Annotated in this window: 11 protein-coding genes; 10 read left to right on the plus strand and 1 reads right to left on the minus strand. The window is 57.9% G+C overall.

What is annotated here, in order from left to right:
- The first annotated feature begins 11 nt into the window (after positions 1-11).
- The 9 genes from AC50YL_RS28525 to AC50YL_RS28565 all read left to right on the plus strand — a co-directional run bounded on the left by AC50YL_RS28525 (position 12) and on the right by AC50YL_RS28565 (position 11,145).
- Positions 12-1,007 carry a LacI family DNA-binding transcriptional regulator gene (locus tag AC50YL_RS28525; protein WP_494836445.1) on the plus strand — a complete coding sequence of 332 codons (996 nt, stop codon included), beginning with the start codon at positions 12-14 and terminating at the stop codon, positions 1,005-1,007.
- 50 nt (positions 1,008-1,057) lie between these two features.
- Positions 1,058-2,014: an ABC transporter permease gene (locus AC50YL_RS28530; RefSeq protein WP_494836447.1), complete on the plus strand. Its 957-nt coding sequence runs from the start codon at positions 1,058-1,060 to the stop codon at positions 2,012-2,014.
- An 18-nt stretch (positions 2,015-2,032) separates the two neighbouring features.
- On the plus strand, positions 2,033-3,004 hold the full coding sequence (locus AC50YL_RS28535; RefSeq protein ID WP_494836448.1) for a carbohydrate ABC transporter permease: 972 nt from the start codon (positions 2,033-2,035) through the stop codon (positions 3,002-3,004).
- Positions 3,005-3,057: 53 nt separating this feature from the next.
- Positions 3,058-5,010 (plus strand): hypothetical protein, encoded by a 1,953-nt coding sequence (locus tag AC50YL_RS28540; protein WP_494836449.1) that lies wholly within the window; start codon positions 3,058-3,060, stop codon positions 5,008-5,010.
- A gap of 324 nt (positions 5,011-5,334) precedes the next feature.
- Entirely contained in the window at positions 5,335-6,561 is a 1,227-nt protein-coding gene (locus AC50YL_RS28545) for an S-layer homology domain-containing protein (RefSeq protein WP_494836450.1), read from the plus strand.
- Between the two features lie 162 nt (positions 6,562-6,723).
- Complete coding sequence (locus AC50YL_RS28550; protein ID WP_494836735.1) at positions 6,724-7,500, plus strand: ABC transporter ATP-binding protein; 777 nt, start codon at positions 6,724-6,726, stop codon at positions 7,498-7,500.
- Positions 7,484-8,728, plus strand: a complete 1,245-nt coding sequence (locus AC50YL_RS28555; RefSeq protein ID WP_494836451.1) for an ABC transporter permease — start codon at positions 7,484-7,486, stop codon at positions 8,726-8,728. Before AC50YL_RS28550 ends, AC50YL_RS28555 begins: the two co-directional genes overlap by 17 nt.
- Positions 8,729-9,396: 668 nt before the next feature.
- Positions 9,397-10,272, plus strand: coding sequence for a copper amine oxidase N-terminal domain-containing protein (locus AC50YL_RS28560; RefSeq protein ID WP_494836452.1), 876 nt, complete (start codon positions 9,397-9,399; stop codon positions 10,270-10,272).
- A gap of 18 nt (positions 10,273-10,290) precedes the next feature.
- Entirely contained in the window at positions 10,291-11,145 is an 855-nt protein-coding gene (locus tag AC50YL_RS28565) for a P-loop NTPase family protein (RefSeq protein WP_494836453.1), read from the plus strand.
- 24 nt (positions 11,146-11,169) lie between these two features.
- Here AC50YL_RS28565 and AC50YL_RS28570 read toward each other — a convergent pair whose 3' ends face one another.
- Positions 11,170-11,895: a sulfite exporter TauE/SafE family protein gene (locus tag AC50YL_RS28570; RefSeq protein ID WP_494836455.1), complete on the minus strand. Its 726-nt coding sequence runs from the start codon at positions 11,893-11,895 to the stop codon at positions 11,170-11,172.
- Between the two features lie 539 nt (positions 11,896-12,434).
- Between AC50YL_RS28570 and AC50YL_RS28575 the strand changes: the two genes are divergently transcribed.
- Complete coding sequence (locus AC50YL_RS28575) at positions 12,435-14,738, plus strand: glycoside hydrolase family 97 N-terminal domain-containing protein (RefSeq protein WP_494836457.1); 2,304 nt, start codon at positions 12,435-12,437, stop codon at positions 14,736-14,738.
- Positions 14,739-14,805 lie beyond the last annotated feature (67 nt).

The following is a 14,805-nucleotide window of genomic DNA, read 5'->3' on the forward strand; positions in this document are numbered from 1 at the left end:
AGGTACGACACATGGCAGCTACGATCAAGGATGTCGCAAAACTGGCGGGGTTCGCGGTATCGACGGTCTCCTACGCGCTGAACAATTCGCCCAAGATCAGCGAAGAAACGCGCAAGAAAGTGGTACGGGCGGCGAAAGAGCTGAATTACCGTCCGAGCAATGCCGCACGCAGTTTGAAGAAGCAGAAGAGCGAAACCATCGGGCTGTTTTTAAACGCACTCGGGGGACCCTTCTACAGCCAATTGATCGAAGGCGTGCAGGAGGTCGTGGCCGCTCACGACTACAAGCTGATCGTCTGCAGCACCTTCGGCGGGGATAACAGCTCGGCGCACCGGTTCATGCGGGAAAAGTTCGTCGACGGGGCGATCGTCATGGCGGCCGACATTCAGGACGCCCTGATCGTGCAGTTGGCCAATAAATCGTTTCCGATCGTCGTGCTCGACCGGGAATTGAACACCGATTACGTGCACAGCGTGCGGATCGACGACGAGCAAGGGGCCAATGACGTCGTCTCCCATTTGATCAAGCAGGGACGCAAAAAAATCGATTTCCTGAGCGGGCCCGTGGCGGCCTACGACAACGCCAAGCGGTTTGCGGGCTACAAGCGGGCCATGGAGGAGCACGGGCTCCCGTATTCCAAGGTGATCAAAGTGCAGGGACGCTATACCGAGTCGACCGGTTATCAATCTATGAAGCTGATGCTCTCCGCCAATCGGCTGCCCGATGCCGTGTTCGCCGCGAACGACGAGATGGCAATCGGCGCGATCCGGGCGCTTCAGGAAGCGAATCTGTCCGTTCCGGGCGACGTGGCGATCGCCGGGTTCGATAATATCCACCAGTCGTCGTACGTGCGGCCCGCGCTGACGACGGTCGGCCATTCCCGCTACGAGCTCGGGGCGATCGCCACCCAAAGCTTGTTCAATACCGAGCGGGAGGGCAAATCGATCGTGCTGCCCACGGAGCTCGTCATCCGGCAGTCCTGCGGATTCGGGCGCACGGACGGTTAACGGTCGTTTCAAGACGCTGAATTGCAATCGTGAAACAGGAGGATGATCCAGTGGCTGTATTCACCGACAAGCGGAGTCCCGCCCTCAAGAAAAGCAGAGGCTTGAAGGCGCAAAACATCAAGGTGCTGTACTTGTTTCTGCTGCCCGCCGTTGCGCTGACGTTCGTTTTCGCGTATTTGCCGATGTTCTCGAACTATATCGCGTTCCTGGACTACGACTTCAACAAAGGCTGGTTCGGCTTCGGCAGCAAGTTCGTCGGCTTCGACAATTTCGCGAAGTTTCTGAACGACCATAAGTTCTACACGCTCATCGGACGCACGCTGCTGTACAGCGTCACGATGATGGTCGCGACCTTCCCGGCGCCGCTGATCCTGGCGCTGATGCTGAACGAGCTGCGCGGCGAGCGGTTCAAGAAGGTCGTGCAGACGACGTCGTACATCCCGCATTTCGTGTCCTGGGTCACGGTGGCCGGCTTGTTCTACATGTTCCTGACGGTCGACGCGACGGGCCTCGTCAACAACCTGCGCCAGTTCTTCGATCCGGGCGCGGAGCGCATCTCCTACATGCAGGACGCGCATAACTTCCTGCCGGTGCTGGTCATCTCGGAGATATGGAAGGAGACCGGCTGGGGCACGATCCTGTACCTCGCCGCGCTCACGAGCATCGATCCCCAGCAGTACGAAGCGGCGCAGGTGGACGGCGCAAGCCGGTTCCAGCGGCTCATCTACATCACGCTGCCGGGCCTCGTGCCGACGATGTGCATTCTGCTTATCTTCTCGCTGAGCGGCCTCTTGGCCACGAATTTCGACCAGGTGTTCAACCTGCAGAACAAAATGATCCGCCTCGATACCGATACGATCGGGGTCTACACCTACTATCAGGGCCTGGTGAGCGGGCAATATTCTTATTCCGCCGCGGTCGGGCTGTTCCAGGGGCTCGTCGCTTTCTTCCTGATCATGGCGACGAACTATACCACCAAGCGCCTAAGCAACGTCGGCATCATCTAGGGAAGGGAGCTTGAAACGATGCAAGCAACGATCAAAACAGCGGCGAATCCGGCGGAGAAGGCGACGATGCGCGTCACTAAAATCAAGCGGACGACCGGGGAGCGGACCTTCGACGCGCTTAACGTGATCATCATGATCGTCTGGGCGGTCACGGCCATCTATCCGTTCTGGTATATTCTCGTGATGTCCTTCAATACGGGCGCGGACGCGGCGGCCGGTCCGATCTGGTTCTTCCCGCGCGTGTTCACGCTCGAGAACTACGCCTTCGTGTTTCAATACGACCGTCTGCATACCGCGTTCATCGTCACGGCGCTGCGCTGCGTGATCGGGCCGGTGCTGTCCGTTTTCGTGACCATGCTGGCGGCGTTCGCCCTCTCGAAGCGGTTCCTGCCGGGACGCAAAACGATCCTCTTCTTCTTCATGATCCCGATGTTCATCGGCGGCACGATCATCTCGAACTACGTCGTCATCGCGAAGCTCGACCTGTTGAACAATTTTCTCGTCTACGTGCTGCCGGGCGCCTTCGGATTTTTCAGCATGGTCATCATGCGCACGCATATCGAGGAGCTGCCGGGCGAGCTGCAAGAATCCGCGACGATCGACGGGGCGGGCTACGTCCGGATCTTCTTCCAGATCATCCTGCCGCTCTGCATGCCGATCATCGCCGCGTTCGCGTTCTTCTCGGTCGTCGGCAATTGGCTGGATTATTACACCAATCTGATCTACGTCACCGACCGTTCGTTAAGCACCTTGCAGTTCGTGCTCTACGAGATCATCAACCGCGCGGAAGCCAACACGCTGATCGATTTCACCAAGACGACCGGCGCGCAGCAGCGCAGGCTCATGTCGATGGCGAACAATACCGTGCCGACCCCGGAAGTCATCAAGATGACGGTCATGGTCGTCGTGACGTTCCCGCTGCTGTTCGTCTATCCGTTCTTCCAGAAGTATTTTGTCAAAGGGATGCTGACCGGAGCGGTCAAGGCCTAAGCGCCGCCGCCCGTCGGATGTCGAGTTCAACAATAGGGGAGGATTATCGGTTTATGAAAAAGGTCATGGCACTTACGCTCGCAGGCATGCTGACGGTTGCGCTCGCCGGCTGCAGCGGCTCGAACGGCAACGGGAACAAAGCGGACAACACGGCCGCGGACGCGGGGAAAGGGGCGACGGACACCGCGAACGTACCGGCGACGGGCGATTCCGCATCGGGCTTCAAGGAAATGCATCTGGAGGTGCTCAGCCAACTGCCGACCAATCCGCGCAAACCGGTCAAAGACGTCCTCACGCCGATCTGGCGCGAGAAGACGAAGGTCATCCCCGACTTCGTCGAAATTCCGGCGAACACGGACTATAAGAGCTGGCTGCAAATGCAAATCCTCGCCAATACCGTACCGGCCGTCATCGCGAACCAGAACGGGATCGCGGACGATCCGACCAACATGGAGATGCTCAAAAAGGCCGGCATGGCGCGCGAAATCACGCTCGACGAGATGAAGAAATACATGCCGCTGACCGCGGAACGGCTCTCCGACCTAGGCGTCACGATGGAGCAGTGGTACAAGGCGAGCGTCGATCCGACCGACGGCAAGCTGTGGGCGATCCCGTCTCTGCCGAGCCCGCTGCTGAAGGACGACTACCGCAATTCCCCGTACGGCGAAGCCCGGCTCGGGAACGGCGGCTACGCGGTCTGGTTCCGGGACGATATTTTGAAGAAAATCTACCCGGACGCCATGAGCGCGGACGAGCTGAAGAAGCTCGCGGTGGACAACAAAGGCAAGCTGTCGCTCGAGCAAATCATGGATATTCCGATCAAGAATCTCGACGAGCTGCACGATTACCTGGCCAAAGTGAAGGATTTGAACCTGACGGAGAACGGCCATCCGATCACGCCGGGCCATCTGCAATTGGACAACACGCGCGGCGCGCTCTACTGGTCGCTCTTCTCGGCGACGGGGCTCCATCTCAGCAGCGCTTACCCGCTCGTCATCAACGAATCCAAGAACCTGTACATGGACTACGAGCTGACGCCGGAGTGGAAGAACTATATCTCGTTCATGAACCGCAGCTTCAACGAAGGCTTGTTCGGCAAGGAATTCTATATCCAGAAGAACGAGCAGCGGGACGCGAAGGTGATCAACGGCGAGTATGCGGTCGTCAACATGTGGGCGCCGGTTGCCGCCAATCAGGACAAAGTGAAGAAGGAAGGCGGCACGTACGGCTGGCGCTTCTATCCGATCTTCGCGGACGAGCTCGATCCGAACGACCAGGACGCGGCGAACCAGTACTTCTCGCTGACGACCAAGTGGAACTCCAAAGTCATCAACCCGAAGAAAGTGACCGAGGATCAAATCCCGCAAATTCTGGGCTGGATCGACTGGAACTATTCGCTCGAAGCGGCTTCCCTGCGCGCGTGGGGAACGCCCGACATGTACACGGGCGACGGCATGGACCGACGGTACAAGCCGGAGTTCAAGAAGGTCGAGGAATACAAGCTGCTCGGCAAGCAGGACGACACGGGGGACGGCTGGTATTACGGCATCCAAGGCCAGGACGGCACGATGACGAATCCCGAGGTGTACGGACTCGCGATGGCGGACGAGATGGGATACGTGTACAGCCCGTCCATCGTCTATCCGTTCAGCGAGAGCAACTACGATCAGATGACGATGGTGAACCAGGCTTGGCAGCAGCATAACATGAAAAACATGTCCCTCTACGCCGAGCTCCCGGTCGACGACGCCACGCTGACGGCCAAAGCCGACTACGATACGGTGAACAACGACCTGAACAACAACCTGATGGCGCCGCACAACGACGAGCTCGACAACCTGATCGTGAAAGCGATTACCGGCCCCGTAGCCAAATTCGAGGGCAACTACAAGGATTACACGGACGTCCTGTCGGGCGGCGATATCGAGGACGGCTTGAAGCAGCAGAAGGACGCCTGGATGAATTACTACAACCTGCGCAAAAACTTCTTGAAGAAGCTGAATTAATTCGCATGCTTGGCGGACAGGCTCCGGCCGGATGGCCGGGGCTTGTCCGTTCCGTTTTTGGGGCAGACGGCCGTTTCCTTCCGGCTTCCCGCTGCTTGCGGATGTCCGTCGGCCCATGCGGTCGGCGGATTTTTTTGCCGGCTTCGGCGCGGCCGCTCATAGCCGGGAATGCCGCGGCTTTCGGCCGAAGGCGACTGGCGCCGCATGCATCGTACGCCGATGATTTTACCGCTGTACCCCCTGAAAGCCCTTGCAGCCTCGCGAACGATATGGGCGAAGGTAAAAAGCGGCACTGGACCGCATCGCGAGGAGAGTGGCATCACCATGAAAAAAGCCATGTTCAAGAAGGCGGCAGTGACATCGATGGCGTTACTGACCTTGGCAGGAGGCGCGGGAAGCGCATTTGCCGACGGCAAAGGAAACGGGCATGAAGATAAGCATAACAGCGGCAATCATGACGATAAAGGCAATGTCGGCAAAAACGACGATAAAGGCAAGGGCGGGATCAACCTTCATTTCAAAGACGAGGACGATCTCAAATGGGCCATGGAATATATCATTCGCCTCGCTTCCAAAGGCGTGTTCAACGGCTATGAGGACGGGACGTTCAAGCCGCAGCAGCAGATCACGCGCATCGAGTCCATCGTGGCCGCGGTCCGCTTGATGGGATTGAAGGACCAAGCGGAATCGGCGGCGGAGATGGGCACGAAGCTGAATTTCAAGGATGCGGATCAGCTGAAGAAGAAATACCCGTGGGCGGTCGGTTACGTGGCCGTTGCGTTGGAGAAGGACCTCTTCACCGAGACGGACGATGCGATCCAAGCCGATAAACCGGCGACGCGCGTATTCGCGGCGACGCTGCTCGTGAAAGCGCTCGGCCTGGAAGCCGAAGCGAAAGCGAAGAGCAATTCGCAGCTGAATTTCCGCGACGCGGGCAAAATCCCGGCCGGCTCCGTCGGTTACGTGGAAGTGGCCATCGAGAAAAACCTGATCACCGGCTACGAAGACAACACGTTCCGTCCGAACCAACCCGTTACGCGCGCCGAGCTGGCGGCTCTGCTCGACCGTACGGACGACCAGCTTCCGGATCACGACGCGGCGGCGATCACGGGCAAGCTGAAGGCTTCCGCTTCGAACGGCATCATCACGGTCGTGAAATCCGACAACAGCGAAGTGGCGCTGGCGCTCGATCCGAACGTGTTCGTCTTCCGCGACAACGTGAAGGCTAACGTATCGGCCCTGAAGGCGGGCGACGAAGTGCTCGTGCGCACGTTCCAAAACAAAGTCGTGTTCGTCGAAGTGACCAAATCGGCGATTGACCAGCCGGCGGTGACGACGCAAACCGGCAAGTTCAATTCCTTGTCGCTGAACGCGCAAGGCCAAATTGCCACGATTTCGATCACGAAGGAAGTAAACGGCGGGACGCAGGCGTTGGTATTGAACGTATCCCCTACCGTTACCGTCGTCGGCAACGCGGCCTTGCTCGAGAACGGACATGCCGTCGAGCTGACGCTGCTGAACGGCGTCGTCATCTCCATCAAAGTCGTTTAACGCTTCGCGCTGCAACAACTCCGAAGCATTCGAGACCGGTTCCAGTCATGCCACATGACTGGGCCCGGTCTTTCTTATATAGAAGCAACGGGGGCGCGCGGAGGAGCGGCGTTTTTCATTTCTTCGAAAATTTGGTAGTATTCAGGGTAGAACAAAGAGGTGATCGCGATGAAACCTGTATTGGAAGTCAAAGGGCTGACAGGCGGATATAGTCCCCGGCGGCCCGTGCTGCATGATTTGAATTTCGAGGTCGCCGCAGGCGAAATGGTAGGGCTGATCGGCTTGAACGGCGCCGGCAAGAGCACGGCGATCAAGCATATTCTCGGGCTGATGCAGGCGCATGCGGGCGAGATCCGAATCGGCGGGCATACGCTCGCGGAGCAGCCGGAGACGTACCGCCAAGCGTTGGCCTACGTGCCGGAGTCGCCGCTGCTCTTCGACGAGCTGACGGTGGAGGAGCATCTGCGCTTGACGGGCATGGCGTACGACGTGGAGGAAGCGCTCTTCGAGAAGCGCAGCGAAAGCTTGCTGGATGAATTCTACATGGCGCCGAAGCGGCGGTCGTTCGCTTCGCATCTGTCGAAGGGCATGCGGCAAAAGGTCATGATCATGAACGCGCTGCTCGCGCGCCCGTCGCTGTACGTCATCGACGAGCCGTTCCTGGGGCTGGATCCGCTCGGGATCCGCTCGCTGCTGGATAAGCTGGTGGAGGTCACGAAGGAAGGCTCGTCGGTGTTCATGAGCTCGCATATCTTGTCCACGGTGGAGTCGTACTGCAGCCGGTTCATCGTGCTGCATCAAGGCGCGATCGTCGCGCAAGGCACGCTGGCGGACGTCTGCGAGGCGGCCGGCATGACCCGCGGCGGCGGCGCGGGCTCGCTGGAGGAAGCCTTCTACCGGCTGGTGGCGGATGGGGGATCGCATGGATCGTTCCATTGAGTCGTTATGGCGCAAGCGCGCCGGAGACTTCTGGCGCGGCAGCATCCCGTATTTCCGCGACATGACGCAAAGCGGGCTGCCCGGCGTCGTGATTATGCTCCTGCTCGCGGGGCTGGCCGGCTACGCGCTGCTGCTGCGGAATATGCCGGCCTCCTTTCCCTTTACGTTGGTCGGCGTCATCGCATTGACGCCGGTCCTGTGCTGGAGTCCGCTCCGCACCTGGCTGCGGGAGGCGGACATCGTCTTCCTGGTGCCGCGCGAAGCGGAGATGCCCGATTACCTGCGCAGGTCTTTCCGCTATAACGGGCTTGCATGCGCCGCCCTGGTGCTGCTCGTCTGCGCGGTCTACATGCCGCTGTATCTGGCGGGGCCGGCGACGACGCCCGTGCTGGTCATCGTCATATTCGCGCTGCTGCTCAAGCTGATGAACCTGTTCGCGGCCTGGCGCGAGCGGCAGCTTGTCGGGCGCGCCGGCAGACGGGCCATCCGGTTGCTGCGCTGGGCCGCGACCGCGATCGCCGCGGGCGCGCTGCTGCAGACGGAGCTCTGGAAGACCCTGCTGTATCTCGTCGTGATCGGCGGCTTGTTCTGGCTGCTGTATTCGCGGCAGTCCCGGTATCCGCTGCCTTGGCTGACCTTGATCGCCGAGGAGCAGGTGACGCGGCGGCGCTACATGGCCTTCTTCAGCGCCTTCGCCGACGTTCCGTCGGAAACCGCCGCCGTACGGTCCAGGCGCTATCTCTCCTGGCTGGCGCGGTTCGTCTCTTACGGCAAACGGAGCGCCTTTACGTATTTGTATGCCCATACGCTCATCCGGACGGAGCTTGGCGGCATTATCCTCCGGTTAACGGGCCTTGGCATGGTTTCCGGCATGCTGTCCGCCTATTCGGGACTTCTGCAGGGCTGGGGCTCGGCGGCCGTCTGTCTCCTGTTCGTCTGGCTGAGCGGCATACAGTTGGGCTCGCTGGCGCAGTCGCATAGGCATTCCGTCTGGCGGCTGGTCTATCCGCTGCCGGAGCAGACGCGCCATGACGCCGTGCTGCGCGTCGACCGCATCGCGGCCTTGATTTGCGCGGTGCTGATCTGGCTGCCGCACGGCATCCTGCTGCCGGGAAAAGGAGACCTCGCGCCCGCGCTCGTCGCGCTCGCATTGTCGCTCCTGTACGTGCTCGTGCTGCGGCAGACGCGGTTGAAGCGGCTGCTGAAGTTTGATCCGGAGGACGACTAGGGCTCCGGTGTTTGCGATGAGCGCTCTCGTGGTGCTCCGCACCAAAGTCGCGCTCATTCGCAAAACCTGCGCTGCACTTTTTGTGGGCCGGGGCTTCGAAGCGGGCTCCGGTGTTTGCGATGAGCGCTCTCGTGGTGCTCCGCACCAAAGTCGCGCTCATTCGCAAAACCTGCGCTGCAATTTTTGTGGGGCGGGGCTTCGAAGCAGGGCTCCGGTGTTTGCGTTGGGAGCTCCCGTGGTGCTCCGCACCAAAGTCGCTCCCAATCGCAAAACCTGCGCTGCAATTTTTGTGGGTCGGGGCTTCGAAGCGGGGCTCGGGCTTCGGTGTTTGCGATGAGCGCTCTCGTGGTGCTCCGCACCAAAGTCGCTCCCAATCGCAAAACCTGCGCTGCAATTTTTGTGGGCCGGGGCTTCGAACAGGGCTCCGGCGTTTGCGTTGAGCGCTCCCGTGGTGCTCCGCACCAAAGTCGCTCCCAATCGCAAAACCTGCGCTGCGTTTTTTTAAGGCCGGAGCTCCGAAGGGGGCTCCGGTTTTGCGTTTGGCGCTCCTTTCCGTGGTGCTGCAATTCAAAGTCGCAGCGAGCTTGGAGCGATTGGGTAACGCGGCGCAACCATCGTTTAACTCAAGCGTCTAACGAGGATTGATAATAATAGGGGGCGTGATCGTAGTGACCAGGTCAAAGCAGGCAATCGTTCTTCTTGTTCTTTTGGGCAGTCTCTTTTTTTCGCGTTCTTCGGCGTTTGCCGCGTTTTTCGTTAATGGTCATGCCGTGCAGGACGAGGCGATTTCGGTCGAGGGCCGCACGCTTGTCAAACTGCGCGCGCTGACGGATCCGTCATGGCTTGTGTTTGCCTACGACAACAAGACGCATATCGTCACGGCGCATACCAAGGACAACAGCAAGTTCCTGCAGATGAAGGTCGGAGAGAAGACGGCCGCGGTCAACGGCAAGCCCGTCGTGCTCGACGTCCCCGCCGTGGTCAAGAACGGTCTTACTTATGTTCCCTTGCGGTTTATCGGCGAGACGCTCGGCGTGCAGGTAACGAATAATGCCACGGAAAAGCGAGTGATCGTTCGTACGCCTAGAGGGCAATCGGACTATAAGATGCTTATGAACGGCGACCTGACGGAAGCACGGCGAATCGCGATCGGCTTGTCCCGTGTCTCGAACGGCTCCGTCCCTTCGTTTGACGTGAATTGGGAAGGGTGGAGCAGCACGAGCTATTCGTTCCCGGAGGGCGAGACGCTGCGCTTCACGGTGGAAATGGAAGGCGAAACCAGCTACTACGAGGTGAACGACGAAGGGCTTGCCGTGTTGAAAGGAAAGGTTTATCCGGAGAAGAATCAAGCATGGGGGACGGTGCCGAGCTTTGGCGCTTCGGTCTTTTTCTGGGATGAATTCATGGCCGGCCTGTTGGATTACGGAAGAACGGACGTAAACGGAAAACCGCTGCAAACCTGGCGGCTCGGGGATCCGGATAATCCGAATGGTTGGAACATCATGCCGATCGACGGCGAGAAACGTATCGATGCAGCGGCATAGGACAGGAGGCGTGCAAGCATGAGCCCGAAACTAGTGTTGATCGAGGGATTGCCGGGGTTCGGGAAAACGACGACGGCTCGACTCGTTCATGAAATATTGACGGAAATGAACATAGGCGCGCAGCTGTTTCTGGAGGGGAATCTGGATCATCCGGCGGATTACGACGGCGTCGCTTATTTTAAGAACGAAGAATGGGACGCCTTATTGGCTGCCCATGAACAGCATAGAGAACTGCTGCGTGATCGCATGTTTGCGGTAGGCGACGTTTATCTGCTGCCCTATCGAAAACTGCTCGATGAATTCGGTTCGATCTTCTCGGATGAATGGCAGCAGGCGATCTTCACGAGGGATATCTACGAATTATCGCTCGATCGGAACAGGCAGCTCGTGACGGATCGATGGAGATCGTTTGCGGAGCGCGCTTCGGGCGGCACGGACGTGTTCGTTTTCGAATGCTGTTTTATTCAAAACCCCGTCACCATGGGCATGATCAAACACGGGGCAAAGAAGGAAGACGTCATCGGGTATGTTTTAGAACTGGCGGCGATTGCGGAACGTCTGGATCCCTTGTTGATCTATGTGGAGCAGCACGATCTTGATCGTGCCTTCGGGAAGGCCGTGGCGGAAAGGCCGAGAGAATGGTCGGAGGGCTTCATCGACTACTATACGAACCAAGGGTATGGCAAAACGCACGGCTTCAAAGGGTTGGATGGAACGTTGAAGGTTCTGCGGGCAAGGAAGGAGCTGGAAGAGGAGATTTACAACGACCTACGGTTAACCAAAGTGAAGGTCGATAATGCTTCGTTCGATAGAGCTGCGTACAAGCAAGTATTAGCGGACATCCTGTCCGATTATTTCAAGCTTGCACGCTAGCCGGCAATGATAGGCGGGCAGCGATTATTGCATCGCCGCCCACAGCATGGCGATTCCGGAGCAGAGCATCAGGATGTCGAGCACATAACGGAACGAAGCGAGGCTCATGCGATGCACGAGGCGCTTGGACAGGAAGGTTCCGAGCATGAGGGAGGACCCGACGATCAGGCCTTGAAGCACGACCTTCGGCGGTAGCGCGCCCAGCTCGCGGAACGTGACGAGCTTGCTGACGTAGAGCGCCAGCGAGCTGGCCGATTCCGTGGCCAGGAAACCGCCCTTCGCGAGACCGTAGGACGTGAAGGCGGGAACGCTCAGCGGACCCGTGGAGAGCACGATGCCGGTCAGGAAGCCGATGACGGCCCCGGCGATGGCGAGCTGCCATAATCGGATGCGCAGCTTTTTGGCGTCCAGCCAGCGTTTGACGGGAATCATCGCCAGGAAGAACGCGCCGAGCGCGATATCCACGGCATGCACCGGAAGGACCAATAACGTCCGGGCGCCGACGGCAGCGGCGGGAATGCCCGTAACGGAGTACGCGATACACGCTTTCCAATCGATTTCGCGCCGCCACGCGAATGCGCGGGTTAGATTCGCCATGACCGCCGCGAGCGCCATGATGGGCACGGCTTCCTTCGGACCGAACGCCATGACGAGCACCGGCAGCAGCATGATGGACGAACCGGTTCCGATCACGCCGCTGATCGCTCCCGCGGCCAAGCCTACCGCCAAGACAAGCAAATACGCTTCCAATTCAAGCACTCCTAGTCGCACGCCGCGCGCATAGCGGACGTGTCTTTTTGTCTCTCTAAATCCTATCATATTGCGGATCGGCAATCGATAGGAGAGAGGACATGCCGGGAGCGCCCCGGATAGAGGCAGTCTTCCTTACTGGGAGGCTGCCTTTTGCGCGAGATCGAGTCGGTATCCCCGTTGTTGCGATTGGAGCGTGTGTCCGTTCGTCTCTAGCGCCGAGGCAAGATCTTTCGTTTCCGATAGGATTCAGAGGAAATTGTGATAGATGACCTCTCCCCGTTCCCCCGATAATAGAGTCAGTCGGCCGGTCTTAGGCGCGGAAAGGAGGGATATAAAGTGAAAGCGAATGCCCAATCATCCTTTGCAAAACAAGCCAACGAATTGATTTTCCTACGGACCGATACCTTGACTCCATAGGGCATTCGCGGACGATCGGCCAAGCATCCGGAATTCGGGTCTTCCTTATCGGCAAGTATGCAGGGTTCGATCGGATGACGTACTACTTTAGCTTCGAGCGATTAATTGAGGGAGGGAAAATGATGTCATTCAAGAAAGTAGTAAGCTTCATCATGGTATGGACGATTATGCTTACGTTTGTTCCTTCGGCTTTTGCGATCGATTCCGGAACGCAGCAAACCACATCTTCGCCTAATGGCTCGCTCACGGCGACGATGTACTTGGAAGGCGGGGAATTATTCTATACCGTTACCAAAAACGGCACGACAATCGTCGAAAAATCGCGGTTAGGCCTAAAGACCACCGCTACGGATTTCTACTCGGGCATGTCGTTCGTATCCACCGGCACAACGTCGTGGAACAATACCTACTCGATACCGGGCGGCAAAAAAAGCCTCTACACGGATAACGGGGTACAACGGGAATACGTCGTGTCGAAGGGCTCGGCTCAGCTTAAAATCTACATGCGGGTCTATAACGATGGATTCGGTTTCCGATACTATCTTCCCGGGCAGGGAGAGACATTTATTGAAAAGGAATATACCGAATACAACTTTCCTAACGGAACAGGCGGATGGGGATACCCGCCGGTCAACACGTACGAGGGAACTTGGCAATATTACAATTCCACGACGTTAGACAGCAGTACGGTTACCATGCCTTTTTTGGCCTCGATCAACAACAACGCTTATTGGGCTTTATTTACCGAAGCGAATGTCTATAACGCCGGCGGGACTTATTGCCCTTCGATTCTCACCGGGAGCTCGGGACAGAACATGAAGTTTTCCTGCGGGGCCGACCAAGCGCAGTACGGAACGCAGATTCAAGCGGCTTTGCCTTTTCAGACGCCGTACAGGGCCGTGATCGTCACCGACAATCTGAACGATCTCGTCAATTCAACCCTGGTGCAAAACCTGAACCCGCCGTCCAAAATCGCCGACACCAGTTGGATCAAGCCGGGTAACGCCGCATGGTCTTGGTGGTCCGAGGACTATTACGGCGACCCGGGCGTTCCCGAAGGCTATCGCGAAGTGCCTTTTACTTACGCGCGCCAAAAAGATTATGTGGATTTCGCAGCTTCAATGGGATGGAAATATGTCACCGTCGACGCCGGATGGGTGAAATGGACCGATGGTACCATCGCTGATCTCGTCCAATACGCCGCCGCAAAGAACGTGGGCATCTTCATATGGGCAAGTCCGTATGTTCATACCCCCTATGGCGCGAGCAGGATGAATTTGCGTACATGGGCGAGCTGGGGCATTAAAGGCGTAAAAGTAGACATGACCGCAAACGAATCGCAGGTCGGGATGAGCTTCCTGGAGTCGGTAGCCGATTATTGCGCCGAGCTTCATCTGATGGTCTATTTTCACAACGCCACGAAGCCGGGCGGAGAAGAGCGTACTTGGCCTAATATTATAGGTTCGGAAGGGGTGCTGGGCTCCGAACGCTATAAATTGTACTGGCCGCCGGCTCCGACCGCCGTTCACAATACCACGCTTCCATTCACGAGAAACGTGCTGGGCTCCATGGATTATACGCCCGTCGCGCTTAGCAACACGAACAAAAACACGACGCAGGGCCACCAGTTGGCGATGTCGATCGTCTATGAAACCAAAATTCAAAATTATGCCGACTCCATCGACATCTACGGCAACTGGAAAGGCACGGAGCTTCTGCACGTCGTGCCGGCCTCATGGGACGAGACCAAGCTCCTTGACGGTTTCCCGGGTAGTCACGTCGTGATGGCAAGGCGAAGCGGTTCGGACTGGTATATCGGGGCGATGACCGACGGCGCGAGGACCGTCACGATTCCTCTTTCGAGCCTGAACCTGGGTTCCGGCAACTACACGGCTTATGTTTATAAGGACGGAGCCACGGGAGAATCCATCAGTAAAGTGACAAGTACGGTGACATCCTCCTCCACGCTGACGATTCCTCTTCTTGCAACCGGAGGAGCCGCGGTTTTGATCTCAAAGACTACGGTGCCGAGCATGCCTAACGATCCTTATACGTACTACGAAGCGGAGGGCGCTACGCTTACCGGCTCCGCTAATGTCGTAAGCTGCGTCAACTGCTCGAACGGCAATAAAGTCGGCAACCTGGGCAGCAATGGAGGCTCCGTGCAATTCAACGTGACCGTACCGGCAGCGGGGGCATACAAAGTCAAATTGAACTACCTGGCAGCCGACGAGAGGTGGCCTAACTACAGTCTGAATGGCGGAGCGAATACGTTGCTTAAAATCAGACTGGATTCGGGAAGCTTTAATGTCGTTCGCAGCTATGTGACAACCATGAATTTGAACGCCGGCAGCAATACGATCAAGTTCTCCTATCCCAATTGGGGGGCTGAAATCGACAACCTCGGAATTCTGGTACCGTAGCGATCATTCGCGTTGCTCGGAGGCGGCAATCGAACAAAACAAAGCAAAGGCGATGCCGGGGTAACAT

The organism is Paenibacillus sp. J22P277 (assembly GCF_059383675.1).